We start from the raw sequence: 25,801 nt of genomic DNA on the forward strand, positions 1-25,801 counted from the left end.
GCAACATCCACTGGCGGGGCAGTGCGAACCGACAACTGGCTAAGTCCGGGCAACATCCGCTTCGGCCTGGGGCAGGCGTCTCGCTTCATGCCGGGCGTAAGCATTGCCCCGACGACCACACCGCCGGCCCGACCCGCAGCGGCCCAGCGTCTTGACCCGGATCGCCTGCTCGTCACCGACCCGGCCGACGGTACCCGTCAATCCCTCCGCTTTTTGCTTGAAAACCGGATCGACGCCGATGGCGTTGTGATCCTTCGGCGCGGAAAGCTGGCCCTCGACTACCGGCGGTCGGGCTTCGATCCCGCCCAGCCCCGGCTCCTCCTCGAAGCCACCCGCCCAATCCTGGTGACCCAACTGGCCAGGGCCGCCGCCGAAGGGCGGCTTGCCCGGGAAAAGGCAATCACCCGGCTTCTTCCCGAACTCTCCGGCGTCCGTGAGCTGGGCAAACTGTCCTTGCAGCGCCTGCTTGCCGGGCGTACCGGCCTGCAGTGGTCGGAAACCGACATCGCGCGCTGGCAACAGGAGGCGGGCTGGGCGCCAGGCGGCAGGACTGGCGTGCGCGCCTGGCTGGATGCCCGCACGTCCTGGCCTCGCACCTCCGGCGACACGGGCGTGGATCTGACCGGCCCGGAGGGCGAACTCCTGCTGTGGGCTACCGAGAAAGCCTGGAAGAAATCTGCCCCCGAATGGCTGTGTGAACTGCAGGGGACCATCCGGGCGCGAAACACCGCCTTCTGGGCAACGGACACAACCGGGACCCCGCTTGCCGACGGCCTTGCACTCAGCCTGGGTGATTTTGCCAGTCTGGGGCAGGCATTCCTTGATGCACGCAATCGCCCCGGCCAACGGGCCCTGGCGCCCGCATGGTTTGTCGATACGATCGCCAACCCTTCGGACACCAACGACGCAACACCAGCCGGAATCCGTGCCCTGGGTCCGGATACGGGCTGGCAGTACCGCTTTGCACACCCGGGGCATCGCGGCCACCGAACAGCGATCATCGGCGCCTATGGCACCAGCCTGTACGTGGATTTCGATTACGGCACGGTGATCGCCGTTTTCGCCTCGCATGCCGAGCGACACTCGCCGCTCCTGATGGCCAGCCTGCGCAATCTTTGGGAAGAGGCGACCCGGCCGGGAGGGACTGACAGTGGGCATCGGTAACTGGAGCCTGTCGCCAAGCCTGAACACGCCACAAACTCATGAACAGCAACGGAAAACAGTGAGGATTGCCCAGCTTATGCGCAGAAATGTCCCCTTGATGGCTGCCGGCTTGTTTGCCCTCGGCCTGGTGTTGCTGCTCAGCGGTTTTTCCAGTGTGCCGCCCACCGATGCGGCAAAAAGTGCGACGGGAGCAGGTGCCTGGCAGGAACTGGCTGAAGACCTTGTAAAACGGGCCAGTACATTCCAGGTCATGGCAGAACTGGGCGATAGCGAGCCATCTGCAAAACTGGCCATTGAGACCCAGGTCGCGTTTGAAAACAACAAGGATCACCTCAAACCGGACTACGCACGCTTTTTGGCGGACATCACTCTGATCCTTCAGATCAAGCCCGACGTGCACGTGACCATTACCGGTTTCGGCAACAATCCGGCGACGAACTACAACCCGGTTCTGCTGGGCAAGCGAGTACGCGCCGTTCAGGTCTTCTTTGCCGAAAATGGCATCCCCATGGAGCAGATTGAAGCCGGAGTCAAAGAGGCTGACGAGTATGAAGGCCCCAATACACTACTGGGAAAGGCCTCCTCGGGTCAGCTGATCACCGTGCATTTTGCGCAGACGTAACGATGGACGAATCCGTGACAGCGCTTGTGCAAGCCATCACGCAACCCATTCCAAACGAGGCGCGCCGGGCAGCAGCTGGCGCGGAAGCTAGGCATCCCCCGAGCGCCTCAGCAGACTCATCACCCCGCCGCTCGGCATGGCGCCGAGAATCGCTCCGATCGACACCACGACAATCCCCAGCACGACATGCAGGCTCAGCGCTTCACCCAGCATGAAAAACGCGCCGACGGCCGAAACTCCCGGCACCAGGGCCAGCATCATTGAGGCCTGGCACGACCCGATCTTCTGATTCGCGTAGCTGTACATGCCCCCCGCCAGCAGTGCCGCGACCAGTCCCTGATAGACGCCCTGCAAGGCAATTTCGGCGGCCGGACTGGCGGCAATCGCCTTGGGCAGCCAGAGCAGGTAAACGGGCATGTAGATCAGCAATGAAAACGTCGCCACCCCGCTGATCGCCAGTTGCGGCCTGACCATCCAGCGCCGCATCAAGAGGCCGAACACTGCCCATGACAACGCCGCCAGCAGAAACAGGATGTCACCGATCCAGCGGGATCCTGCGTCAGGCGCGACCAGGCTTTCGTAGCCGATCAGGAGCAGCCCTGCGCTCGACAGCAACAGGGCCATCACGATGTGGCGTTCCAGCCTGAAGCCGGACATCAGCGCCACGATGACGATAGTCCAGAACGGGATGCCGCCATTCACGAACACCCCGGCATGGGCCGTTGGCGCAAAGGCAAAGCCCGAATACACCAGCAGGCCGTAGCCCAGCCCGCCAAACAGCGCCAGCACCCCGTAACGGGGCCAGTCCCGCGGCGGAACGCGGGCCATGAAATACGGAAGCGCGATCACGCCCGATACGCCATAACGCAGCGCGGCAATGTCGAAGGGCGTCATCACCCCCTTGCTTCCCAGGCGGGAAACAATGTTGAAGCCGGACCAGCACAGGACCACGACCAGGGCCGCCAGCACGCCGCGGGAATGATCGGACAGGCCGGGGGCGCTGCTGTCAGACATGCTCATCGAGACACCTTCACATCGAGGGAGAAACCCGGCGACCAGTGACCGGCTCCCAAGAGTAATCCCGGAAGGCCGCCAGCGCCTCATGCGGCAACTGATCGGCGCGCAGCAGGAAGGCATCGAAGCCGCAGTGATGCAGGAAGTACAACTGGTCGCGCAGCACGTCACCCACCGCCCGCAGTTCGCCCCTGTAGCCGTGGCGATTGCGCAGCAGGCGGGCCAGGGAATAGCCGCGCCCGTCGGTGAACACCGGAAAGCGGATGGCGATCAGCGGCATGTCGGCCAGCCATGGCAATACGGATTCCAGCTCGTCATCCGGGCCGAGCCACACGCCGGCACGCGCGGGATCGAGGCTTGCACGGTGGGCCAGCCACAACGCCAGCGGCAACAGTAAACGTCCGCCGGTCTCCAGGCGCGCGGCCGGCAGCGCCTCATCCGCATCGATCCACTGCCAGCCGTCTTCAACGACTTGACCATTCCTGATCAGGGTATTCATGCCGCACCTCCATACACCCGCGCCTTGAAGGGCTCCAGGCCGATCCGCTCGACCGCGTCGATAAAAATCTCGCCCTCATGGCGGGCCGCCAGATAAACCTCCACCAGACGCTGGATCACGTCGGGAATCTGCCCGGCCGCAAACGACGGGCCGATCACCTTGCCCAGCGCAGCACGGGCGCCTTCGCGGCCGCCGATGGTCACCTGGTACCACTCCTCGTTGTTCTTATCGACGCCGAGAATGCCGATATGGCCGATGTGGTGATGGCCGCAGGCATTCACGCAACCGGACATGTTGAGTTCCAGCGGGCCCAGGTCGAACTGGTAGTCCAGATCGTCGAAACGCTGCTGGATGGCCGCTGCCACCGGGATGGAACGGGCATTGGCCAGCGAGCAGAAATCGCCGCCGGGGCAGCACACCAGATCGGTCAGCAGACCGATGTTGGGCGTCGCCAGGCCGAGGGCGCGCGCGCCTTCCCACAGGGCCGGCAAATCCTTGCGGGCGACGTGGGGCAGCACCAGGTTCTGCTCGTGACTGACCCGGATCTCGCCGGCACTGAAGCGCTCGGCCAAGTCGGCAACACCGTCCATCTGCTCGGCGATGGCGTCGCCCGGTGGGGCACCGGTCTTCTTGAGAGACAAAGTGACGATGGCGTAGCCGTTTGCCCGATGGGGCGCCACATTGCGCTCGACCCAGCGGGCAAAGGCGCGCGAGTCGTGCAGCGCCTGCCGGTAGGCCGGGTCATCGGCATCGGCGGGCGCGTGGTCGGCGCGGGCGAAGAAGGCCTCCATGTCCCGGAAGGTCTGCTCGGCAATGCTTGCGGGGCCGCCCCGGCTCCACGCCCATTCGTCTTCGACTTCCTTCGCAAAGCCTTCGAGGCTCAAGTCCTTCACGAGGATCTTGATGCGCGCCTTGTACTTGTTGTCGCGCCGGCCGTAGCGGTTATAGACCCGCAGAATGGCTTCAAAGTAGTTGAGCAATTCCTCGCGGGGCAGGAAGTCCTTGATCGTCTTGCCGACCATCGGCGTGCGCCCGAGGCCACCACCCACAAAGATCTCGAAGCCGATCCGGCCATCGTCCGCCACCCGCGCGCTGGCGCCAATGTCATGGAAGCGCACCGCGGCGCGGTCCTCCGCACCGCCGGAAATGGCGATCTTGAACTTGCGCGGCAGGAACAGGAATTCCGGCGCCAGCGTGGACCACTGCCGAACGATCTCGCAGTAGGGGCGCGGGTCGAACAGCTCGTCGGCGGCCACGCCGGCAAACTGGTCGGTGGTGATGTTGCGGATGCAGTTGCCGGAGGTCTGGATGGCGTGCATCTGCACGGTGGCCAGCTCGGCCAGGATGTCCGGCGTGTCCTCCAGCCGCACCCAGTTGAACTGAATGTTGCTGCGCGTCGTGAAGTGCCCGTAACCCCGGTCGAAGCGGCGGGCAATGTCGGCGAGCTTCCTCAACTGGTGGCTGGCCAGCGTGCCGTAGGGAATGGCGACGCGCAGCATCGGCGCGTGGCGCTGCACGTAAAGGCCGTTCTGCAGGCGCAGGGGGCGGAAGTCGTCTTCGGACAGACGGCCGTCCAGAAAGCGCGTCATCTGATCGCGGAACTGGACAACCCGGTCGTCCACCAGACGCTGGTCGGTTTCGTTGTAAAGGTACATGGCGAGATAAATTCGGAAACTGGGTTCAGGGCAGGACGAAGGTGCTCTTTTCGGTAACCCGGGTCGCCGGATCACCGGCGGCCTTGACCACAAAGGCGATGGGGCTGGCGCCGGATTTGCCGGCATCGGGCGGCGCCACGACGGTGACGCGCACCTCCCGGATGCTCCCCGGCTCGCCGGCGAAGCGGGTGGGGCCGAGCAGTTCGATGCCGGGCAGGCCGCTCACCGCCACCTCGAAGTCCCGGGGCTCTTCGGCGAGGTTGGCCAGCTTGAGGGTGTAGGCGTTTTCGATGCGTCCGTCGCTGGCCTCCCGGGCCAGGCTGCCCCGGTCGCGCAGCACATCCACCAGCAGCAGTGACCGCTGGGTCACCGTCCATGCACCCAGGGCGACGAACAGGCCCAGCAGGCCCGCATACACCGCCAGCCGTGGCCGGGCGCTGTGCCGGGGCATGCCGGCCAGCTCCTGCTCGGAGGCAAAGCGGATCAGGCTCACTGGTTTGGCGACCTTGGTCATCACCTCGTCGCAGGCATCCACGCACAGGCCGCAGTTGATGCACTGGTATTGCAGGCCATCGCGAATGTCGATGCCGGTGGGGCACACCTGCACGCAGATGCCGCAGTCGATGCAGTCGCCGCCACCCTTGCCCTTGCGGGGCTCGCCGCGCTGCACGTCGTAGCTGACGGTGCGCGTGGTGTTGTCGAACATCACGCCCTGGAAGCGTGAATACGGGCACATGTGCTGGCACACCGCCTCGCGGGCAAAGCCAGCCTGCACGTAGGTGAACAATGCGTAGAAGATCAGCCAGAAAGCTTCCCACGGCCCCAGGTTCCAGCCGGCCACGGCGGGCAGCAGTTCGCGGATCGGCGTGAAGTAGCCGACAAAGGTGATCGCCGTCCATGCCGCGATGAGCCCCCACAGCACGTACTTGGTGCCGCGCAGGGCCAGCTTGCGCAGGCTCGGTGGAGACTGGTCGAGCTTGAGGCGGGACAGGTGATCGCCCTCCACCTTCGCCTCCACCCACATGAAGATCGCGGTGTAGACCGTCTGCGGGCAGGCGAAACCACAGAACAGGCGCCCGGCCAGGGCGGTGACGAGAAACAGCCCGGTGGCGGCAAGGATCAGTGCAATCGCCGCCAGCAAGGCATCCTGCGGCCACAACACCAGACCGAACAGGTAGAACTTCTCGTGGACGATGTCGAAGTGGACGGCCTGACGGCCACCCCACTGGAGCCAGCAGGCGCCGTAAAAAATGATCTGGGTGAACCAGACCATGGCCCAGCGGATCGTGTTGAAACGACCGCGCACCTCGCGGGCGTGGATCTTTCCCTTCTTCCGGTACAGCTCCAGTTTGGCTTCGCGGACTTTGCTGACGGGCTTGTTCATTTGGTGATTCCTCCTGGGTCAGGAGTAAATCACCCGCAAGATAATGAAAACAGATTCAGATTGTCGTGTTTTGAATGGGCACAGATTTCAGGCCTGCAATTGGGTGGCTACCAGTCGTCCCAGCGTGGCGACCGCTTCCTGCTGACGGGTCTCAAGCGGGTGGCCGAAGTTGAGGCGAATGCAGTTGCCAAATTCCCGCTTGGCCGAAAAGATCGGCCCCGGTGCAATGCTGATGCCTTGCGCCAAAGCCTGCCGGTGCAGCAGCAGGGCATCCACCTTGCGAGGCAGTTCCAGCCACAGGAAATAGCCGCCCAGCGGGCGAGCCAGCCGGGTACCTTCCGGAAAGTGGGTTTCCACGGCGTCCACCAGCGCCGCCTCCTGGGTGGCCAGAACACGGCGCAGATGACGCAGGTGGTTTTCGTAGCCACCCTGCTTCAGGTAATCGGCCATGGCGATCTGTACCGGAACGGTCGTCGCCAGGCTGGTGGACAGCTTCTGGCGCTGGATCAGCCCGGCATAGCGCCCGGCGGCAACCCAGCCGATGCGATAGCCCGGCGCCAGGCATTTGGAAAAGGACGAAACATGCATGACCCGTCCGTTCGGGTCCACCGCCTTGCTGCACAGGGGCGCCTGCGGGCCGAAGTGCAGCTCCGCGTACACGTCGTCCTCGATCAGCGGCACATCGTGGCGGTCGAGCAACTCGACCAGCGCCCGCCTGCGCGCATCCGGCACCAGGCTGCCGGTCGGGTTGGCGAAGTTGAGCATGAACAGGCAGGCCTTGATCGGGTGATGGCGCAGCGCGTCCTCCAGGGCCATCAGGTTGATGCCTTCCCGCGGATGCGTCGGAATCTCGATCACCTTGAGCCCCAGCCGCTCGCTGGCCTGCAGGCCAGCATAGAAGGTCGGCGATTCAATGGCGATCAGATCGCCCGGCCGGGTCACCGCCTGCAGGCACAGGTTGAGCCCCTCCATGGCGCCGGAGGTGATGACAATCTCCTGGGGTGACACGTTGGCGCCATGCGCCAGGTAGCGCAGCGACAGCTGGCGGCGCAGCTCGTCGTTGCCCGGCGGCAGGTCGGTGACGGTGGACAGCGGGTCGAGGTGCCGTGCCGCGGCAGCCAAAAAGCGCCCGAGCTTGTCGAGGGGATACAACCAGGGGCTGGGGAAGCTGGAGCCCAGCGGGACGACAGCCGGATCCTTGACGCTGTCGAGAATCTCGAAGATGAAATCGCTCACCTCCAGTTGCGTCGAATGCCCCACCGGCCGGGTCATTTCGGGCTCCGGCAAGCGCTGCCCAAGCCGCGCCCGGACAAAATAGCCCGACTTCGGTCGCGCCTCGATCAGCCCCCGGCTCTCGAGCAGGTGGTAGGCCTGGGTCACCGTGACCGGTGCAATGCCGTGGATACGGCAAGTCTGGCGGACGGATGGCAGACGGTCGCCGGGGCGCAGCACCCCATCGGCGATCAGCGCAGCGGTCTTGTCGGCAAGGTCATGGTAGAGCGTCATGGACGGATGGTAGCAGCCGTCCTGCCGGATGCTTAAGCGTCGCGTACGTCATTCCTGCATACACTCGGCACAGCACCTTGCGGTTATTTGCACGTGATCCAGATTCATCCGTCAAAGGCTGATGGCGGCCCGGCTCAACCGAACGGTGAATCAGATGGGCCGCCAAAAAATACCGGGAATCCGGAGGACCTTGGCCGAGCAGCTACGATCCCAGCAGTTGATGGAGCCGCGACATCAGCGCAGGCAGTTCGCGCGCCAGTTCGGCCAGGGGCAACCGGGCCAGGGCAAGCGCGTTGTCGGCACGGGCTTTGAGCGGCGCTTCGATCGCCGCAGCAATTTTCTGGATGTGCAACAGCCCAAGGCTGCCGGCACTGCCTTTGAGGGAGTGCGCGGCCCGTTGCGCTTCGTCCATGTCGGCACAATCCAGGGCGGCCGTGATCCGCTCGGCTTCATCCTGGTGAGTGGCCGCAAAAATGGTAAGCAGCCGCGTGTAAGTGGAAAACTTGCCGCGAACCCTGGCCAGACCGAAGTCCAGGTCAAGGCCTTCAACCAGCCCAAGCTGCCGGAGCAGTTCTTCCTCCTGGTCGCGGCCGGCCGTCCCGGATGGGCTGCCCTCCACGACCGTTGTGCGCCTGGGCATCCAGTGAATCAAGGCCATGAACAGGCTGTCAGGGTCGACCGGTTTGGCGACGTGATCATTCATCCCCGCATCCAGGCAGGCCCGCCGATCTTCATCGAAGGCATTGGCGGTCATGGCCAGTATCGGGGTGGACGCGCACTGGGGCAGCTGGCGCAGGCGGCGCGTAGCTTCCAGGCCATCCATCTTGGGCATTTGCACGTCCATCAGGATCAGGTCGTAAGCCGTGTTCGAGGCCTTCCGGAGCGCCTCCAGACCATCATCAGCCAGGTCGACACGCAGACCGGTTTCCTCCAGCAAGGCCAGCGCGACCTCCTGGTTAACCGGATTGTCCTCGACCAGCAGGATGTAACGGCCACGTAGCGGGGACAGGTCGATGACGGCGCTGGTGTCGGCTCTCATCGATCCGTTTCCGGAGAAGATGCCGGCAATGGCGTCGTGCAGCGTGGACGGGGTGAGCGGTTTGCTCAACTGGGTGGCGATGCCCATGGCGTTCAGTTGCTCGCAGGTCCATTCACTGCTGTAGGCCGTCGCCAGAATGATTTTGGGCGCCGTGCCAAGCGCCAGAATATGGCGGCAGGTTTCGATGCCATCCATGCCGGGCATGGCCCAGTCCATCAGTACCAGGTCGAAGGGACGGCCGGCCTGCAGGGCTTCGCGGGTCAAGCGCAGGGCCTGCTCGCCCGAATCGGCCGTCGCAACCCGCACCGGAAAGGCCCTGAGCATGTCATCCAGAGCCAGGCGGGCATCGGCGTTGTCATCCACCACCAGCACCTTGAGGTTCTCGTCCAGTTTCACGCTGGCGCCCGAGGTCTTGGCGCTGGCCGCCCGCTGCAGCGGCAGTTCGAACCAGAAAGTGCTGCCCTGCCCCACGTTGCTTTCGACGCCGACCCGGCCGCCCATGAGGTCAATAAGGCGCTTGCTGATGGCCAGGCCGAGCCCGGTTCCGCCGAACTTGCGCGTCGTCGAGGCATCGGCCTGGACGAAGGCCTCGAAAAGGTGGCTGCGCTGCTCCTCGCTCAAGCCGATACCGGTGTCGCTGACTTCGAAACGCACCAACAGGGTTCCGGCCTCCTCGTTCAGCAGACGGACACGAAAGACCACACTGCCCGCTTCGGTGAACTTGACTGCGTTGCTCGCGAAATTCACCAGCACCTGGCCAAGGCGCAACTGGTCACCGTGCAAGACTTCGGGAATCGCGGGGTCGATGCGGTTGATGATTTCCAGATTCTTTTCTGCGGCGCGCTCGCCGATCAGATCGTTGAGGCTGTGAAAGACGCGATCCAGTTCAAAGTCGACGTTTTCAATGGTGAGTTTGCCGGCTTCGATCTTCGAGAAATCGAGAATGTCGTTGATGATGCCCAGCAGATGCTTCGCTGCCTGCGAAACCTTGTCCAGCTGATCGATCTGCCGCGGATCGACCGCCGCTCGCCGGATCAAATGGGTCAGCCCGACAATGGCATTCATTGGTGTGCGGATCTCGTGGCTCATGTTGGCCAGGAAGCTGCTCTTGAAGCGGCTGGCCTCCTCGGCAGCTTCCTTGGCCACCTCAAGCTCCTGGGTACGCCGGGCGACCAGGTCTTCGAGGTGAATCTGAATGTCCCGCAACTCGTGGGTGCGCTGATCGAACATTTCGGCCAGCTCTTCGAGTTCATCATGGGTCCCCAGCGGCGCACAGTGCCGCTCCGGACTGCCGTCGGCGGCAGCGACGCGCTGCCTGAGCAGCACGATGGGGCGTGAGATCGTGAAGCCGATCCGGTAGGCGATGGCGATGGCGACCAGGGTCAGCAAGAGTCCGAGAAACGCCACATCGGCGACGGCGCTGAACGCCGGAGCCAGGAAGTACTGGCGAGGCGCCGAGACTTCAAGCTGCAGGCCAAGCCCGCCGTCCAGAACCCCCCGATGCTGAGCGGTCAGGGCCTGACGGGCGATCAACAGATCGCTGGCATTGCTGGCCTCATTCTCGAAGAGCAGTTTGGCGTCGAGGCTCAGGCGATGTCCCAGCAAGGGGTCAGGAGGCAGCACACGCCGGGCCACGGCGCCCAGATCGTAGACCACCACCAGGACCCCCTGGGTCGTGTTGTAGTAGGTGACCGGAACAAAAACGACCCAGTGGCCCAGCGTCCGATCAATCTGATAGCTGACGACACCGTTGGCAAGGGTGCTGCGCAGCGCCCCCGAATCGTCGTAGGTGGGCAGGGTTTCGAGGCTGGAATAAACCGCCTTGCCGTCATAGCCCAGCAGCGCCACCGCATACACGTCCCGACCTTCACGGAAGTTCTTGATGAGGTCGGGCAGATAGGTCTCGCGCCCCTGGCTGTCATTCAGCCCATTGATGACGAACGGATTCCTGACGAGAATCTGGGCACTTTCGAGCAGATACTCGATGCGCTGCAGGAGCAGTTGGGCGTCCTGGCGGGCCCGTCCCTCAAGTTCGTGGGTCAGGTTAGTCGTGATCGTCGAATGGAGCCGAAAGCCGACGGTGCTTGCCACCGTGACCATCGACAGGGCCACGAACAGGCCAAAAACCCACGTGATGCGGCGCCGGACACTACGGGTGATAAAGGTGAGTTTCATTCGGCAGCAACAATCCTACCGCGGGCGTCGAAACGTGCCAGCCGCAGCTGCGCGCGCTCCAGCGCATCATGACGATCCGCCGTGAAGGGCGACTTGTAGTCGCGCAGCACGCCGGAATGAAAACGCAGCGCTTCCAGGGCATTTCGCACCGCAATGCGATCGGCGCTTCCGGCCTGCCTGACCGCCCGGGCCAGCAGATGGGTCAGGTCATAGGCATGCACGCTGGCAATCAGGGATGGAATCATTTCATCGCCCTGCAGGGAGTAGCGCTCACGGTAACGCTGAACAAACTTCCGGAGTCCGGGGTGGGTGTCGGCATCGGCCATCAGGATCGACTGCACGAAACGCAGATCGACACGCTTGAGTGCCACCTGCGTGTTGGTCCAGAAATCACCACCGGTCAGCGCCACATGCGCAAAGATGGGCAGCGGCTTTTCCTGCCTGGCCATGGTCTGAACGATCTTCTGGCTTTCGAGCACATTGGCGATCAGGATCATCGCACCGGCGCGGCCCTCGGCCAGCACATGGACTTTGGTCTCGGTGCCGGCGTCTCCGACATTGAACCATTCGATGTCGACCTGCCCGGCGGGCAGCTTGTCGATCAGCGGCTTCAATGCGTCGTGATTGCTGCGCCCCCAGGCAGAGCGCTCGAGCAGCACCACAACATGCGGGCTGGCGCGCAAGGCCCGCTCGAGCAGAAACGGGGCCGCCAGATTGTCCGTGACCGCGATGCGGAAAGTGTAGCTGGGCCGCAGCCCGTGCTCCGTCAGGCTCTGCCCGGTACCCCACGGAATCAGGAAGGGAATTTTCAGGCGGTGAATGTCCTCGATTTCATCCATGATCACCGCTGTCTGTACCCCGCCGACGACCCCCAGCAGGGATGGCACCGCCGCGAAGTGCTCAAGGTTCTGTCGTCCGATCTGCGAACTGGTGGCATGGTCGCGACCGATCACCCGCAACGGAACGCCCAACAATCCCCCGCCGGCATTGATCTCCTCGACTGCCAACTGCACACCCCGATAGATCGCCCCGCCGCCCTGGGCACTGCGCATGGAAAAGTCGGCATCGACACCCATCACGAGCGGCGAGACACGACGCGAGCCCGGTGCCGCCACCTCCTGCCTGGGATAGCGCAACTCGTCGGTCTTCATCAGCAGGTCGTAGCCGACCTCGAAACCGAACTTGTCGGCCGTCGGCGCCAGCGCATTCTTGAACTCGAGCCGCTCCTCGGGGGTCAGGGTGTGGATCGTCACGCCGGCAGCGCGGATCGTCTCGATCAAGCGGGCCTCGCGACGCAAGGTTTCAGCCCGCTCCCAGACCGTCAGCTCCTGTGCTGTACGCTGAATGATCTCGCGCAGATCGGGTGGCAGGGATTCGAACACCGATTTGCTGACCGAGAAAACGTAGGCCAGGTAAGCGTGATTACTCAGCGTCAGGTGCTTCTGCACCTCATGAAAGCGCATCCCGACAATCGCCACCAGCGGGTTCTCCTGGCCGTCGACGGCACCGTCGGCCAGCGCCTTGTAGGTCGCATGGAAATCGATTGGAATGGCCTTGGCGCCGAGCTTCTCGAACTGGTCGGCAATGATCCGGCTTTTCATGGTGCGGATGCGCAGCCTGGCGAAATCCTCCGGATGCCGGATCGGCGTGTTGGCCGTAAATTGCTTGAAGCCATTTTCCCAGAAAGTCAGGCCGACCAGATCGATGGCGGTCAGCTTGGAGAGCAGCAGGCGTCCGGGCTCGCCGTCGAGCATGGCATACAGCTCTTCACGGCTGGAAAAATAGAACGGCAGATCGGCGTACTGCATGGCCGGGATGGCGGAGCTGAGCTTGGCGGTCGGGGTCAGCACCAGGTCGAGGGTGCCGTTGCGGGCCATTTCCAGCATCTGGTCGTCGCTACCCAGTTGCTGGTCGGGAAACACCAGGACTTGCAGCCGGCCTGCGCTCCGCTCCCCGACCTGCTCGGCGAACTTCACGGCGGCGGCGTGCAGGGCACTGTCCGCCGCGATATTCAGGCCCAGGCGCAACTGGCGGGCTTCGATTACCGGGGAAAGCGCTTTTTCCGATGCCGGGCTGGCAGAAGAAGGCGATGGCTGCGCATCTCTGCCGGACCACCAGAGCACGAAAAGCGCACCCAGCACCAACACAACGAATATTGACACCAAGCGAATCGGGTGTTTGTTCATCACTTTTCGTGCTTAGCCCAGACGATTAATCATATACCGTTCAAAAGCGCTACAGCAGCCTTCCCGCCGCACCAAACAAAAACGCCAGCCCGCAGGCTGGCGTCGCATCGAAGCATCGGGGCAGGCTTAGCGGGCCGGCACCATGATGTCGGCTTCGCCTTCGAGCACAACCTTGCCCTTCACCGTACACACGGTGTCAAACTTGGCCTTGCGCTTCTCGGGGGTCAGTTCCTTGATGGTGCAGCGGGTCACGACGGTGTCGCCGATCTTCACCGGGGCCTTGAACTTGAGGCTCTGGGACAGATAGATGCAGCCCGGGCCGGGGAGCTTCATGCCGAACACGGTGGAGATGAAGCTGGCGGACAGCATGCCGTGAGCGATGCGACCACCGAACATGCTGGCGGTGGCCAGTTCGTCGTTGATGTGCACCGGGTTGAAGTCACCACTCACGCCGGCGAAGGCCAGGATGTCGGCTTCAGTCACGGTCCGTGCATATACCGCGCTCTGGCCGAGGGTCAGCTCCTCGTACTTGTAGCCATAGAACTCTTCGAAATTTGTGTTCTGCTCGCTCATAGCTGTTCCCTTTGCGTACTTATTGGAGATGATAAAAACGGCGCCCTGGATCCGGAACGCTGCCGGCTTTCGACGCACCGCCAGCATACCCCAAACCCATGACAGCTTTGGTACGCGCAGCGCTCAAGCCGGGGCCAGAAGACCCTGCTTTTCGATGAAGGCGATGATCTCGGCGAGGCCCTGGCCAGTCTTGAGATTACTGAAGATGAAGGGCCGCTCGCCGCGCATCTTTTTCGAATCACGCGCCATCACTTCGAGAGAGGCGCCGACCATTGGCGCCAGGTCGATCTTGTTGATCACCAGCAGGTCGCTCTTGGTGATGCCAGGCCCGCCTTTCCGGGGGATCTTGTCGCCAGCCGACACGTCGATCACATAGAGGGTCAGGTCGGACAGCTCCGGCGAGAAGGTCGCCGCCAGGTTGTCGCCGCCGGACTCCACGAAGATCAGCTCGACCTTGGGAAACAGGCGGATCAGGCGGTCGACGGCTTCCAGGTTGATCGAGGCGTCCTCGCGAATCGCCGTGTGCGGGCAGCCACCGGTTTCCACACCGATGATGCGCTCGGGCTCCAGCGCCTCGTTGCGCACCAGAAACTGGGCGTCCTCGGCGGTGTAGATGTCGTTGGTCACCACGCACAGATCGTACTTCTCACGCAGGGCCTGGCACAGGGCCAGGGTCAGGGCGGTCTTGCCAGAGCCGACGGGGCCGCCGATACCGACGCGGAGGGGTTGGGCATTCATCAGAAATTCCTTGTTGTCGTTGTCTTGCCGGGCCTGCCCCGCTCAAGAGCGGAACAGGCGCGAATACTGGGTTTCGTGCCGGGCGCTGGCAATTGCCAGCCCCGGCTGGAAGTTGGACCAGGCAGCGGGCGGCGACGCCAGCGCCTCGGCAACCCGGGCCGGCACGTCGGCCGCCAGCTTCGAGAGCAGGCGCTGACCGGAGGCCTGGCCGAGCGGCACGGCCTTGACCGCCGCCATCACCATGTTTTCGATCCACGCCCAGGCGTAGCCGGTGAGGGCCGGCTCGGGCGCGACGCCCCACGCCACCGCCACCGCTGCCCAGGCAGTCGGAAACGCCGGATCCTCGATCGCCCGCAGGCGCGCCAGCCAGCCCGGCAGGCTGTTGAAGGCCGGCAGATCCACCAGCAGGCGCACCAGCGAATAGCCCATCTGGACGGTTTCGGCGCGCAGCTCGGACGTTTCGCGGCTGGCCAGGCAACGGGCATTGAGTTCGGCCACGCTGGCATCGTCACCAGCCTGCCAGGCTTCCATCAGGCGGGCCAGCAGGGGCAGCTCGTAGCCGCCGAAAGCTCCCGCCAGCGCATCACCGATCCATTCGCCAACCTGGGCTTCGGTCTTGACGGCGCCGGTATCCACCACCCACTCCAGCCCCTGCGAGTAGGTGTAGGCGCCGACCGGCAGCGCGGGGCTGACCAGTTGCAGCAGGCGGATCAGCGGCAAGCTCATGGCAGTGGGTCGGACTTCAGCCCGATAGCGCCAAGCTGAACGCATGTTGTCGGACTAAAGTCCGACCCACAGGGGGAGGATGGCCTGGAGTCACTCATTTGTACTGGTGGATCTTCGCTTCGGTAGCGCCGCGCTCGGCGTGGTGGTGGCCGTGGGCATAGGCGCCGGCTTCGGGTTCGAAGGCGGCGGTGAGATCCGACACCTCGGCGCCCAGGCCAACCAGCATGGTCTTCAGCACATGGTCAGCCTGGATGCGCAGCCAGCCGGCGCCCACCTGTACCGCCACGTGGCGGTTGCCCAGGTGATAGGCGACCCGGGCCAGCGCCTCGGCGTTGGCACAGCGTGCTTCGAGCAGGTCTTCCGGCGCCGCAACAACCGCGACGACGCGCCCATCCTGCGCCAGCAGCCGGTCGCCACCACGCAGGATGGTGCCGCGCGGCAGGAACAGGCCGACCTCCTCGCCATCGGCCAGCTGCGTGCGCAGGCGGCTCTTGGTGCGGGCGTCGAAGTCGAGTTGCAGACGGGCGGTGGAAGCGGCCTCGCCGGTGTAAAGGGTTTCGATCAGAAGCATCTCAACAGTCTCATGTAGGTCGGACTTCAGTCCGGCAAGGCGCGCTGAACCCGTGATGTCGGACGTGAAGTCCGACCCACAGGGAGTATCGCGCTCAGAACAGGAAATAACGCTGCGCCATCGGCAGCACGCTGGCCGGCTCACAGGTGAGGATTTCGCCGCCGGCGCGGACTTCGTAGGTTTCGGGATCGACGCTGATGTCACCCTGCCAGTCGTTGTGGATCATCGACGACTTGGTGACGCCGCGGATGTTGCGCACGGCTTCGAGTGGCTTGGAGAGCTTCAGCTCGTCGAGGTTGCCGCTGGAAAGAGCGGCCTGGGAAACGAAGGTCAGCGAGGTTTTGAGGCCGCCGCCGAAGGCGCCGAACATGGGCTTGTAGTGCACCGGCTGGGGTGTGGGAATGGACGCGTTGGCGTCGCCCATGGCTGCGGCAGCGATCATGCCGCCCTTGAGGATCAGGCTCGGCTTGACGCCGAAGAAGGCCGGTTTCCAGATCACCAGGTCGGCCAGCTTGCCCGGCTCGATGGAGCCAACCACGTGGCTGATGCCGTGGGTGATGGCCGGGTTGATGGTGTATTTGGCGATGTACCGCCTGGCGCGGAAGTTGTCGCTCCTGGCCGTGTCGCCGGGCAGCGCGCCGCGCTGGACCTTCATCTTGTGAGCGGTTTGCCAGGTGCGGATGATCACCTCGCCAACCCGCCCCATGGCCTGCGAGTCGGACGAGAACATCGACAGCGCGCCGATGTCGTGGAGGATGTCTTCGGCGGCGATGGTCTCGCGGCGGATGCGGCTTTCGGCGAAGGCCACGTCCTCGGCGATGGCCGGGTCGAGGTGGTGGCACACCATCAGCATGTCGAGGTGCTCGTCGATGGTGTTGATGGTGTACGGCCGGGTCGGGTTGGTGGAGCTGGGCAGCACGTTGGGCAGGCCGGCCAGCTTGACGATGTCCGGGGCGTGGCCGCCGCCAGCGCCCTCGGTGTGGAAGGTGTGGATGCTGCGGCCCTTGAAGGCGGCGGCGGTGGTTTCGACGAAGCCGGATTCGTTGAGGGTGTCGGAGTGGATGGCGACCTGGATGTCCATCTCTTCGGCAACAGAAAGGCAGTTGTCGATGGCCGCCGGGGTGGTGCCCCAGTCTTCGTGCAGCTTGAGGCCGATGACGCCGGCCTCCACCTGCTCGCGCAGCGGGTCGGGCAGGCTGACGTTGCCCTTGCCCAGAAAACCCAGGTTCATCGGAAAGGCATCGGCCGCCTGCAACATGCGGGCGATGTGCCACGGACCCGGCGTGCAGGTGGTGGCATAGGTGCCGGTGGCCGGCCCGGTGCCGCCACCGATCATGGTGGTGACGCCGCTCATCAGCGCTTCTTCGATCTGCTGCGGGCAGATGAAGTGGATGTGGGTGTCGATACCGCCGGCGGTGACGATCATGCCTTCACCGGCAATGACCTCGGTGGCGGCGCCGATGGCGATGGTGACACCCGGCTGGATGTCCGGGTTGCCGGCCTTGCCGATGGCGCTGATGCGCCCGTTCTTGAGGCCGATGTCGGCCTTGACGATGCCCCAGTGGTCGAGGATCAGCGCGTTGGTGATCACCGTGTCGGCCACTTCGGCGGCGAGGCGCTGGCCCTGGCCCATGCCGTCGCGGATCACCTTGCCACCGCCGAACTTCACTTCCTCACCGTAGATGGTGTAGTCCTTCTCGACTTCGATCCACAGTTCCGTGTCGGCCAGGCGTACCCGGTCACCAGTGGTGGGGCCGAACATTTCCGCATAGGCGCGGCGCGAGATCTTTGCCATTTACAGCGCTCCCATCACTTTGGCGTTGAAGCCGAAGACCTTGCGGTCGCCGGCAAGGGCTACCAGCTCCACCGTGCGGGTCTGGCCGGGCTCGAAGCGCACGGCGGTGCCGGCGGCGATGTTGAGGCGGAAGCCCCGCGCGGCAGCCCGGTCGAAATCGAGGGCGGCGTTGGTTTCGGCAAAGTGGTAGTGGGAGCCGACCTGGATCGGCCGGTCGCCGGTATTGGCGACGACCAGGCTGAGGGTGGCGCGGCCGACGTTGAGTTCCAGCTCGCCGTCGAGGGCTTCGATTTCACCGGGGATCATGGCGGGGCCTCAGACGATGGGTTGGTGAACGGTGACCAGCTTGGTGCCGTCCGGGAAGGTGGCTTCCACCTGGATGTCGGGGATCATTTCCGGCACGCCTTCCATCACGTCGGCGCGGGTCAAGAGCGTGGTGCCGTAGTTCATCAGCTCGGCCACGGTGCGGCCGTCACGGGCGCCTTCGAGCACGGCGGCGCTGATGAAGGCCACCGCCTCCGGATAGTTGAGCTTGAGGCCGCGAGCCTTGCGGCGTTCGGCGAGCAGGCCGGCGGTGAAGATGAGGAGCTTGTCCTTCTCGCGGGGGGTCAGTTCCATGGGTTCTCCTGGGGAAAAGGGTTCAGGTGTGCCAGATGCGCGGCACGCTGGCGGCACGGCCGGCGAGTGCCGGGCGCAATGCAGCCCACAGGGCGACGAACCAGGCGCGCGCCGGCTCGCCCGACGGGCCGAGATAACGGGCCACCAGCAGGCCGGGCAGACGGGTGACGGCGCCCTCGCCCACCGTCGGGCGAATCTCGCGGCAGGCGGCAAGCAGGCTGGCGTCGATGGATTCACTGGCCACCAGCAGCGTACCGGTCACCGGCTGGCCGCACAGGCCGACCGGCGATTCAAGCAGGCGCGAGCCGCCTTCGATCAGGCCCTGCTCGCTCCAGATGAGTTTGCCATCGCGTTCGATGCGCGAGGCGAGGCGCAGGCTGCCCTCGGTGAAACGTTCGCCGGAAGCGGTGCGACCGAGGCACAGCAGGTCGAGTCCGATGAAGACCGCGTCACCAGCCAAGCGCACGCGGGTTTCGGTGTGCCCCTTGACGCGGTCGAAAACGATGCTTTCCTGCGGCAGCCATTCGAGCACACCGCCAGCGGCCACCTCGAAATCGAGGGTCTGACGGGCCAGCGGGCCATTGCTGCGATACCACTTGCCGGCCCCGGGGGTGGTGATCAGGGCCTTCGCCCCCTCGCCCACCGTCACCTGCAGGGTCAGCTCATCACCACCGGCAATGCCGGCCGGCGGATGCAGGATCAGCGCGTGGCAAACCTCCGGACCTTCCGGGTAGAGGGCTTTCTGCACCCGCAACGGGCCTTTGTGCAGGCGATGCGCCAGCACGGTGCGCCCGTCGCCGGGGGCTTCGAAGCCAAGCTCGAGACGGGCGTACCAGCGTTGCTGCGTGCCGGCCACGGGCCGGGCTTCTTCAAGGGGAGGACAAATAGCCAGCATGGGCGAAGTTTAGCAAGCTACGTACCGGAATCCCGCAAAAGGCATGACGCCCCGTGGGTCGGACTTCAGTCCGACATCGGCGCCCGAACAACGCATGCTGTCGGACTGAAGTCCGACCCACAGGGGTGCACCGTCACACCGCCAGCATCTCCCGCACGCCATTCGGGCCCATCTCGTCGCCGCGGCCACGACTGATGATTTCGCCGCGTTCCATCAGCAGGTAGTGATCGGCCAGCGACAGGGCGAAGTCGTAATACTGTTCGACCAGCAGGATGGCCATTTCGCCGGTTTCGGCCAGTGCGCGGATGGCCCGTTCGATGTCCTTGATGATCGACGGCTGGATGCCCTCGGTCGGCTCGTCGAGGATCAGCAGTTTGGGGCCCATGGCCAGCGCCCGCCCGATGGCGAGCTGTTGCTGCTGGCCACCGGAGAGGTCGCCACCGCGCCGCCGCATCATCTGCTTGAGCACCGGGAACATCTCGAAAATGCGCGCCGGCACGTCGGCGCCAGCCGGCTGGGTGGCAAGGCCCATCAGCAGGTTTTCTTCGACGGTCAGGCGCGGGAAGATCTCGCGCCCCTGCGGCACGTAGCCGATGCCGGCGCGCACACGGCCGTAACTCGGCGCCTTGGTGATGTCCTGCCCGCCAAGCGAAATGCTGCCGGTGGCGGCCGGCACAACGCCCATCAGGGTCTTGAGCAGCGTGGTCTTGCCCACCCCGTTGCGCCCGAGCAGCGTGGTGACCTTGCCCATCGGCACCTCGAAACTGAGGTCGCGCAGAATGTGGGAGCCGCCGTAATACTGGTTGAGGTTGCTGACCTTGAGCATGATTTAGCGTCCCAGATAGACTTCGATGACCCGCTGATCGGCCTGCACGGTGGCCAGGTCGCCCTCCGCCAGCACCGAGCCTTCGTGCAGCACGGTGACCTTGCCGCCGAGGGCCTCGACGAAGGCCATGTCGTGCTCGACGACCATCAGCGAATGCTTGCCCTTCAGGCTCACAAACAGCTCGGCGGTGCGTTCGGTTTCGTCGTCGGTCATGCCGGCGACGGGTTCATCCAGCAGCAGCAGCTTCGGGTCCTGTACCAGCAACATGCCGATCTCCAGCCACTGCTTCTGGCCGTGGGAGAGCAGCCCGGCGGGCCGGTCGGCCTGGTCGGTCAGGCGAATCTGCCTGAGGGTGTCGGCGATCTTGTCCAGGTCGTCGCCAAACAGGCGGGCAAACAAACTCTTCTTGACCCGCTTGTCGGTCTTGAGGGCCAGCTCCAGGTTCTCGAACACCGAGTGGTTCTCGAAGATGGTCGGCTTCTGGAACTTGCGGCCGATGCCGGCGTGGGCGATCTGCGGCTCGGTCATGCGGGTCAGGTCGATGGTCTGGCCGAAAAAGGCCTTGCCCGAATCCGGCCGGGTCTTGCCGGTGATGACGTCCATCATCGTGGTCTTGCCGGCACCGTTGGGGCCGATGAAGCAGCGCAATTCGCCCGCATCGATCTGCAGCGACAGCTTGTTGAGCGCCCGGAAGCCGTCGAAGCTCACCGTGATGTCGTCCAGGTAGAGGATGACGTTGTGACTCAGGTCCAGCTCACCCGGCTTGAGGACGTGGCCGGTGCTGGCCTCGCCGTCCCAGTGTTCCTGCTGGCCATCGGCCGGGGCGTTGCGGGAGATGTTCGATTCGACTCTCATGCGGAGGCTCCTTTGGCGGCGCTGCCAGCGGGCAATTCGGGTTCAGTGGCGGCCACGGCCTTGACGCTCGGGGCGAGCGCCGGGGCTGCGGGCGCAACGGCCTTACGACTGCGCAGCTTGGCCCACGCACCGACCACGCCCTGGGGCAGATACAGGGTGACGAGGATGAACAGCAGACCAAGGAAGAACAGCCAGTATTCCGGGAAGCTGGTGGTGAACCAGCTCTTCGACAGATTGACGATGCCCGCACCAAGCACCGGCCCGATCAAGGTGCCGCGCCCGCCCACCGCCACCCAGATGGCAATTTCGATGGAGTTGGCGACCGACATTTCCGACGGGTTGATGATGCCCACCTGCGGCACGTAGAGCGCCCCGGCCAGACCGCACAGCATCGCCGACAAGGTCCAGATGAAGAGCTTGTAGTGCAGCGGGTTGTAGCCGATGAACATGACCCGGCTTTCCGAATCGCGGATTGCAGTGAGCACCTTGCCGAACTTGGAGGCGATCAGCACCCGGCCGAGGATTAGCGCGCCGAGCAGCAAGGCCACCGACAGGCCGAACAGCACCAGCCGGGTTTCAGGCGCGGTGATGGAGTAACCCAGGATGCGCTTGAAGTCGGTGAAGCCGTTGTTGCCGCCAAAGCCGGTTTCGTTGCGGAAGAAGAACAGCATCGCCGCGTAGGTCAGGGCCTGGGTGATGATCGAGAAATACACGCCCTTGATCCGCGAGCGGAAGGCGAAGTAGCCGAAGATCCAGGCAATCAGGCCGGGCACCGCCACCGCCAGGAAGAGCGCCCACAGGAAGTGGTCGGAACCGCTCCAGTACCAGGGCAACTCCTTCCAGTCGAGAAAGACCATGAAGTCCGGCAGGTCGCTCTGGTAGCTGCCCTCGCGACCGATCTGGCGCATCAGGTACATGCCGAAGCTGTAGCCACCGAGGGCGAAGAACACCCCGTGGCCGAGGCTCAGGATGCCACCGAAGCCCCAGATCAGATCCATCGCCACCGCCACCACGGCATAGCACAGGATCTTGCCGATCAGCGTGATGGCGTAGGTGGAGACGTGCAGCGGGTGGCCTTCGGGCAGCAGCAGGTGGGCCATCGGCACCAGCACCCAGCCCACCAGGGCGGCCAGCGCCACGGCGAACCAGCCCTTGGGGCCGAGGCCGGCGAACAGTTTTACGGTTACAGGCGTGCGCATCGCGGCCCCCTTATTCGACGAACCGGCCCTTGAGGGCAAACAGCCCCTGGGGACGCTTCTGGATGAAGACGATGATGAAGACCAGCACCAGGATCTTGGCGATCACCGCCCCGGCCCAGCCTTCGAGGAACTTGGTGACCACGCCGAGGCCCAGCGCCGCCCACACCGCGCCGGCCAGTTGGCCGACCCCGCCGAGCACCACCACCATGAAGGAATCGACGATGTAGCCCTGGCCCATGTCCGGCCCCACGTTGGCGATCTGCGACAGGGCCACACCGCCCAGCCCGGCAATGCCGGAGCCGATGCCGAAGGCCAGGGTGTCGATGCGCGCCGTCGGCACGCCCACGCAACCGGCCATCGGACGGTTCTGGGTGACCGCACGGACGAACATGCCCAAGCGGGTCTTGTTCATCATCAGCCACACCAACAGCAGCACGAAGCCCGAGAAGGCCACGATGACCAGCCGGTTCCACGGCAAGGAGAGGTTGTCGGCCAGTTGCAGGCCGCCGGACATCCACGCCGGGTTGGCCACTTCCACGTTCTGCGCACCAAACAGCAGGCGGGCTGCCTGGATCAGCACCAGCGACAGGCCCCAGGTGGCGAGCAGGGTTTCCAGTGGACGGCCGTAGAGGTGACGGATCACCGTGCGCTCCATGGCCATCCCCACCAGCGCGGCGGCAAAAAAGGCCACCGGCACCGCGGCGACGACGTAGTAATCGACGTAATCCGGCAGGTGGCTGCGGAACAAGCCCTGCATGGCGTAGGCCGAATAGGCGCCGACCATCAGCAGCTCGCCGTGGGCCATGTTGATGACGCCCATCACCCCGTAGGTGATGGCCAGCCCGAGGGCCGCCAGCAGCAGGATGGAACCCAGCGACACGCCGGTGAACAGCCGCCCGGAGAGGTCGCTCCACACCAGCCGCGAATCGATGGCCTTGACCGCGAACTGAGCTTCTGCGCGGACCTTTTCATCCGGTTCGACAAAGGTATCGCCCTGCTTTTCGAGCAAGCCCAGCAGCAGTGCCTTGACGGCCGGGCTGGCGGAATTCGACAGATCCTTGACCGCCTGCAGGCGCAGGGCTGCGTCGGGGCTGGCCAGACTGGCCTGGGCGCGCAGCTGGACGAGAATCGGCTTGATCTCGCCGTCCTGCTCCTGCTTGAGCGCCTTGTCGAGCAGCGGCAGCAGGGTGGCGCCCTCGCCCATGTCGGAGAGCAGCGACTTGGCCGAGGCCAGCCGTTCGGCCCGGTCGTCGGACAACAGGCGCAGCGCCGCCAGCGCGCTGTTCACCTGTTGGCGCAGGCTGTTGTTCAGGCTGATGGATTCCGGGCTGGCCGGCGCCGGCTTGATCGCCGCCCCCGTCGCCGCGTCCAGAACCTGCTCGCCGGCGACGATGACGACCCGCTCGCCGGCCACCGCCAGCGCGTCGTCGGAGAGCGCCGTCAGAATGCGCCGCGCATCGGCATCGCCAGCCGCAACGAGGGTCGCGATGGCGCCGAGCCTGGCGTCGAAATCGTCGGAGGCCAGCGCCTTCAGGGCAACCGGGTCGGCATCGGCCCACGCGCCGCTGGCGCACAGGCTGAGTGCCAGGCCCAGCGAGATCAAGAAACGTCTCATGGGAATATCCCTCTGAAAAAACTGCCACCCGAAAAAAGGCCGGCTCCGGACCTGGAGCCCGTGGCCGGCCAATTACTGCTGGAGGATGTTTGCGAACGCTTACAGCTTCTGCTTGCCTTCGTTACCCGGAATGAACGGGCTCCACGGCTGGGCGCGGATCGGGCCCTTGGTCTTCCACACGGTGTTGAACTGGCCGTCGGCCTTGATCTCGCCAATGAAGACCGGCTTGTGCAGGTGGTGGTTGGTTTCGTCCATTTTCAGCGTGAAGCCGGACGGTGCCTTGAAGGTCTGGCCGGACATCGCCGCGATGACCTTGTCGGTGTCGGTGGACTTGGCCTTCTCGACGGCCTGGGCCCACATGTGGATGCCGACGTAGGTGGCTTCCATCGGGTCGTTGGTGACCACGGTGTCGGCCTTGGGCAGCTTGGCTTTCTTGGCCCAGTCGCGGTACATCTTGATGAACTTCTCGTTCTCGGGGTTCTTCACGGTCATGAAGTAGTTCCAGGCGGCCAAGTGGCCAACCAGCGGCTTGGCATCGACGCCACGCAGCTCTTCTTCACCCACCGAGAAAGCCACCACCGGCACGTCCTTGGCCTTCAGGCCGGCGTTGCCGAGTTCCTTGTAGAACGGCACGTTGGAGTCGCCGTTGATCGTCGAGATCACCGCCGTCTTCTTGCCTTCGCCGGCAAACTTCTTGATCTTGGCGATGATGGTCTGGTAGTCGGAATGACCAAACGGGGTGTATTCCTCGATGATGTCGGCGTCGGCCACGCCCTTGCTCTTCAGAAAGGCGCGCAGGATCTTGTTGGTGGTGCGCGGGTACACATAGTCGGTGCCCAGCAGCACGAAGCGCTTGGCCGAGCCGCCTTCCTTGCTCATCAGGTATTCGACGGCCGGAATGGCTTGCTGGTTGGGGGCGGCGCCAGTGTAGAAAACGTTCTTCTCGAGCTCTTCACCCTCGTACTGCACCGGGTAGAACAGCAGGCCGTTGAGTTCCTTGTAAACCGGCAGCACCGACTTGCGCGACACCGAGGTCCAGCAGCCGAAGGTCACCGCCACCTTGTCCTGGGACAGCAGCTGGCGGGCCTTTTCGGCGAACTTCGGCCAGTCGGAAGCCGGGTCGACCACCACCGGCTCGAGCTTCTTGCCGAGCACACCGCCCTTGGCGTTGATTTCCTCGATGGTCATCAGCGCGGTTTCCTTGAGGGCGGTTTCCGAGATGGCCATGGTGCCCGACAGGGAATGCAGGATGCCGACCTTGATGGTGTCGGCCGCCCAGGCGCTGGACGACAGCCCGCCGATGGCGGCGATGGAAGCGGAGAGGACAGCGGCCTTGAGGAAAGTGCGACGGGTTTGCATCGAGGGCTCCTTGAGTGCGATTGGAATGGTTCGTGCGGTGCAGCAATGGGTGCCAGATTACGGAGCCCGCCCGATTGCCGGAATACGTCAGATTGCGTAGGTGCAGCCCATTCAGCGCGTCCCGGTGCACTGCAGAATTGACCCCGCGCAATCCACCCGGTGGCCGCTCGGATAGAATCCGCGCTTCGTTATCACCTGTGCCTCCCCATGCGCCAACCTGATCAGGCAGAGATGGAGCGCCTCCTGAAGGGCGTCGATATCCCCCCTTGCCCTGCCGTGCTGACACGCCTGCAGAAAGAAAGCGCCTCGCCCGACGCCTCCCTGTCCGTGATCGCCACCATCATCGGCAGCGACGTGGCCCTCTCCGCGTCGGTACTCAAGGTCGCCAACTCAGCGGCTTTCGGTCTGAACCGCAAAGTCAGTTCGGTCCAGCAGGCCCTGCCCGTGATGGGCATGCGGGCCATCTCGAGCCTGGTGGCCGGCATCGTGCTGCGCAACACCCTGTCGGGTGGCAGCGCCCCCCGCATGGACCGCTTCTGGGAAACCACGACCCTCGTCGCCCAGTTGTGCGCCCGGCTGACCAAGGAGTTCCGCGGCGTACCGGCCGATTTCGCCTACACCTTCGGCCTCTTCCACGACTGCGGCATTGCGGTACTGATGCGCCGTTTTCCCGACTACCGGGAGACCCTGCAAATAGCGAACAACGCAGAGAACGAGAGCTTCACGGCGATCGAAGACAAGCGGCATGCCACCAACCACGCAGTGCTCGGCTACCTGCTGACCCGCA

The 25,801-nt window shown here is 64.5% G+C and carries 23 protein-coding genes; 3 read left to right on the forward strand and 20 right to left on the reverse strand.

The window, feature by feature from the left end; all coding sequences use genetic code 11:
* Positions 1 to 21 precede the first annotated feature (21 nt).
* Both ETQ85_RS07895 and ETQ85_RS07900 read left to right on the forward strand, forming a co-directional pair.
* The gene (locus ETQ85_RS07895; protein ID WP_148578497.1) at positions 22 to 1,164 is read left to right on the forward strand and encodes a serine hydrolase domain-containing protein; all 1,143 of its coding nucleotides are present in this window, start codon (positions 22 to 24) and stop codon (positions 1,162 to 1,164) included.
* On the forward strand, positions 1,151 to 1,786 hold the full coding sequence (locus tag ETQ85_RS07900) for an OmpA family protein (protein ID WP_148578498.1): 636 nt from the start codon (positions 1,151 to 1,153) through the stop codon (positions 1,784 to 1,786). Before ETQ85_RS07895 ends, ETQ85_RS07900 begins: the two co-directional genes overlap by 14 nt.
* A gap of 87 nt (positions 1,787 to 1,873) precedes the next feature.
* On the opposite strand, the gene ETQ85_RS07905 is transcribed toward ETQ85_RS07900, so the two are convergent.
* The 20 genes from ETQ85_RS07905 to urtA all read right to left on the reverse strand — a co-directional run bounded on the left by ETQ85_RS07905 (position 1,874) and on the right by urtA (position 25,014).
* The gene (locus ETQ85_RS07905) at positions 1,874 to 2,806 is read right to left on the reverse strand and encodes a DMT family transporter (protein ID WP_246128684.1); all 933 of its coding nucleotides are present in this window, start codon (positions 2,804 to 2,806) and stop codon (positions 1,874 to 1,876) included.
* Positions 2,807 to 2,816: 10 nt separating this feature from the next.
* Complete coding sequence (locus ETQ85_RS07910; protein WP_148578499.1) at positions 2,817 to 3,299, reverse strand: DUF934 domain-containing protein; 483 nt, start codon at positions 3,297 to 3,299, stop codon at positions 2,817 to 2,819.
* Complete coding sequence (locus ETQ85_RS07915; RefSeq protein ID WP_148578500.1) at positions 3,296 to 4,954, reverse strand: nitrite/sulfite reductase; 1,659 nt, start codon at positions 4,952 to 4,954, stop codon at positions 3,296 to 3,298. The genes ETQ85_RS07910 and ETQ85_RS07915 overlap by 4 nt, the downstream gene beginning before the upstream one ends.
* A gap of 25 nt (positions 4,955 to 4,979) precedes the next feature.
* A complete protein-coding gene (gene ccoG / locus ETQ85_RS07920) occupies positions 4,980 to 6,338 on the reverse strand; it encodes a cytochrome c oxidase accessory protein CcoG (RefSeq protein ID WP_148578501.1) in 1,359 nt (452 codons plus the stop codon).
* A gap of 87 nt (positions 6,339 to 6,425) precedes the next feature.
* Entirely contained in the window at positions 6,426 to 7,844 is a 1,419-nt protein-coding gene (locus ETQ85_RS07925; protein WP_148578502.1) for an aminotransferase-like domain-containing protein, read from the reverse strand.
* A 202-nt stretch (positions 7,845 to 8,046) separates the two neighbouring features.
* Entirely contained in the window at positions 8,047 to 11,058 is a 3,012-nt protein-coding gene (locus tag ETQ85_RS07930) for a response regulator (RefSeq protein ID WP_148578503.1), read from the reverse strand.
* On the reverse strand, positions 11,055 to 13,220 hold the full coding sequence (locus tag ETQ85_RS07935; protein WP_187394631.1) for a DctP family TRAP transporter solute-binding subunit: 2,166 nt from the start codon (positions 13,218 to 13,220) through the stop codon (positions 11,055 to 11,057). The genes ETQ85_RS07930 and ETQ85_RS07935 overlap by 4 nt, the downstream gene beginning before the upstream one ends.
* Positions 13,221 to 13,370: 150 nt before the next feature.
* Positions 13,371 to 13,817, reverse strand: coding sequence for a MaoC family dehydratase (locus ETQ85_RS07940; RefSeq protein WP_148578505.1), 447 nt, complete (start codon positions 13,815 to 13,817; stop codon positions 13,371 to 13,373).
* A 123-nt stretch (positions 13,818 to 13,940) separates the two neighbouring features.
* Positions 13,941 to 14,555 carry an urease accessory protein UreG gene (gene ureG, locus ETQ85_RS07945; protein WP_148578506.1) on the reverse strand — a complete coding sequence of 205 codons (615 nt, stop codon included), beginning with the start codon at positions 14,553 to 14,555 and terminating at the stop codon, positions 13,941 to 13,943.
* Between the two features lie 42 nt (positions 14,556 to 14,597).
* Positions 14,598 to 15,281, reverse strand: a complete 684-nt coding sequence (locus tag ETQ85_RS07950; protein WP_148578507.1) for an urease accessory protein UreF — start codon at positions 15,279 to 15,281, stop codon at positions 14,598 to 14,600.
* 94 nt (positions 15,282 to 15,375) lie between these two features.
* Positions 15,376 to 15,852, reverse strand: coding sequence for an urease accessory protein UreE (ureE, locus tag ETQ85_RS07955; RefSeq protein ID WP_148578508.1), 477 nt, complete (start codon positions 15,850 to 15,852; stop codon positions 15,376 to 15,378).
* Between the two features lie 94 nt (positions 15,853 to 15,946).
* On the reverse strand, positions 15,947 to 17,647 hold the full coding sequence (gene ureC, locus ETQ85_RS07960) for an urease subunit alpha (RefSeq protein WP_187394632.1): 1,701 nt from the start codon (positions 17,645 to 17,647) through the stop codon (positions 15,947 to 15,949).
* The gene (locus tag ETQ85_RS26165) at positions 17,648 to 17,953 is read right to left on the reverse strand and encodes an urease subunit beta (RefSeq protein ID WP_187394633.1); all 306 of its coding nucleotides are present in this window, start codon (positions 17,951 to 17,953) and stop codon (positions 17,648 to 17,650) included.
* 9 nt (positions 17,954 to 17,962) lie between these two features.
* Complete coding sequence (ureA, locus tag ETQ85_RS07965; RefSeq protein WP_148578509.1) at positions 17,963 to 18,265, reverse strand: urease subunit gamma; 303 nt, start codon at positions 18,263 to 18,265, stop codon at positions 17,963 to 17,965.
* A 22-nt stretch (positions 18,266 to 18,287) separates the two neighbouring features.
* A complete protein-coding gene (locus tag ETQ85_RS07970; RefSeq protein ID WP_246128686.1) occupies positions 18,288 to 19,121 on the reverse strand; it encodes an urease accessory protein UreD in 834 nt (277 codons plus the stop codon).
* Positions 19,122 to 19,293: 172 nt separating this feature from the next.
* Complete coding sequence (urtE, locus tag ETQ85_RS07975) at positions 19,294 to 19,986, reverse strand: urea ABC transporter ATP-binding subunit UrtE (RefSeq protein WP_148578511.1); 693 nt, start codon at positions 19,984 to 19,986, stop codon at positions 19,294 to 19,296.
* A gap of 3 nt (positions 19,987 to 19,989) precedes the next feature.
* A complete protein-coding gene (gene urtD / locus ETQ85_RS07980) occupies positions 19,990 to 20,841 on the reverse strand; it encodes an urea ABC transporter ATP-binding protein UrtD (protein ID WP_148578512.1) in 852 nt (283 codons plus the stop codon).
* Positions 20,838 to 22,040, reverse strand: coding sequence for an urea ABC transporter permease subunit UrtC (urtC, locus tag ETQ85_RS07985; RefSeq protein ID WP_148578513.1), 1,203 nt, complete (start codon positions 22,038 to 22,040; stop codon positions 20,838 to 20,840). The genes urtD and urtC overlap by 4 nt, the downstream gene beginning before the upstream one ends.
* Before the next feature lie 10 nt (positions 22,041 to 22,050).
* Positions 22,051 to 23,655 carry an urea ABC transporter permease subunit UrtB gene (gene urtB / locus ETQ85_RS07990; RefSeq protein ID WP_148578514.1) on the reverse strand — a complete coding sequence of 535 codons (1,605 nt, stop codon included), beginning with the start codon at positions 23,653 to 23,655 and terminating at the stop codon, positions 22,051 to 22,053.
* A 99-nt stretch (positions 23,656 to 23,754) separates the two neighbouring features.
* Positions 23,755 to 25,014: an urea ABC transporter substrate-binding protein gene (gene urtA, locus ETQ85_RS07995; RefSeq protein WP_148578515.1), complete on the reverse strand. Its 1,260-nt coding sequence runs from the start codon at positions 25,012 to 25,014 to the stop codon at positions 23,755 to 23,757.
* Between the two features lie 207 nt (positions 25,015 to 25,221).
* Between urtA and ETQ85_RS26170 the strand changes: the two genes are divergently transcribed.
* Positions 25,222 to 25,801: HDOD domain-containing protein (locus ETQ85_RS26170; protein WP_187394634.1), on the forward strand; the 580-nt coding region annotated here is incomplete at its 3' end.

Source organism: Zoogloea oleivorans (assembly GCF_008107625.1).
Taxonomy (GTDB): Bacteria; Pseudomonadota; Gammaproteobacteria; order Burkholderiales; family Rhodocyclaceae; genus Zoogloea; species Zoogloea oleivorans.

What these genes read in the sequence shown, in the direction of transcription:
- ureG (WP_148578506.1), bottom strand. Translation starts at nt 14,555, where the DNA reads ATGAATGCCCAACCCCTCCGCGTCGGTATCGGCGGCCCCGTCGGCTCT.
- ureA (WP_148578509.1), bottom strand. Translation starts at nt 18,265, where the DNA reads ATGGAACTGACCCCCCGCGAGAAGGACAAGCTCCTCATCTTCACCGCC.
- ETQ85_RS26165 (WP_187394633.1), bottom strand. Translation starts at nt 17,953, where the DNA reads ATGATCCCCGGTGAAATCGAAGCCCTCGACGGCGAGCTGGAACTCAAC.
- ETQ85_RS07905 (WP_246128684.1), bottom strand. Translation starts at nt 2,806, where the DNA reads ATGAGCATGTCTGACAGCAGCGCCCCCGGCCTGTCCGATCATTCCCGC.
- ETQ85_RS07910 (WP_148578499.1), bottom strand. Translation starts at nt 3,299, where the DNA reads ATGAATACCCTGATCAGGAATGGTCAAGTCGTTGAAGACGGCTGGCAG.
- ETQ85_RS07950 (WP_148578507.1), bottom strand. Translation starts at nt 15,281, where the DNA reads ATGAGCTTGCCGCTGATCCGCCTGCTGCAACTGGTCAGCCCCGCGCTG.
- urtE (WP_148578511.1), bottom strand. Translation starts at nt 19,986, where the DNA reads ATGCTCAAGGTCAGCAACCTCAACCAGTATTACGGCGGCTCCCACATT.
- ureC (WP_187394632.1), bottom strand. Translation starts at nt 17,647, where the DNA reads ATGGCAAAGATCTCGCGCCGCGCCTATGCGGAAATGTTCGGCCCCACC.
- urtA (WP_148578515.1), bottom strand. Translation starts at nt 25,014, where the DNA reads ATGCAAACCCGTCGCACTTTCCTCAAGGCCGCTGTCCTCTCCGCTTCC.
- urtD (WP_148578512.1), bottom strand. Translation starts at nt 20,841, where the DNA reads ATGAGAGTCGAATCGAACATCTCCCGCAACGCCCCGGCCGATGGCCAG.
- urtB (WP_148578514.1), bottom strand. Translation starts at nt 23,655, where the DNA reads ATGAGACGTTTCTTGATCTCGCTGGGCCTGGCACTCAGCCTGTGCGCC.
- ETQ85_RS07925 (WP_148578502.1), bottom strand. Translation starts at nt 7,844, where the DNA reads ATGACGCTCTACCATGACCTTGCCGACAAGACCGCTGCGCTGATCGCC.
- ETQ85_RS07940 (WP_148578505.1), bottom strand. Translation starts at nt 13,817, where the DNA reads ATGAGCGAGCAGAACACAAATTTCGAAGAGTTCTATGGCTACAAGTAC.
- ccoG (WP_148578501.1), bottom strand. Translation starts at nt 6,338, where the DNA reads ATGAACAAGCCCGTCAGCAAAGTCCGCGAAGCCAAACTGGAGCTGTAC.
- ETQ85_RS07915 (WP_148578500.1), bottom strand. Translation starts at nt 4,954, where the DNA reads ATGTACCTTTACAACGAAACCGACCAGCGTCTGGTGGACGACCGGGTT.
- urtC (WP_148578513.1), bottom strand. Translation starts at nt 22,040, where the DNA reads ATGCGCACGCCTGTAACCGTAAAACTGTTCGCCGGCCTCGGCCCCAAG.
- ETQ85_RS07930 (WP_148578503.1), bottom strand. Translation starts at nt 11,058, where the DNA reads ATGAAACTCACCTTTATCACCCGTAGTGTCCGGCGCCGCATCACGTGG.
- ureE (WP_148578508.1), bottom strand. Translation starts at nt 15,852, where the DNA reads ATGCTTCTGATCGAAACCCTTTACACCGGCGAGGCCGCTTCCACCGCC.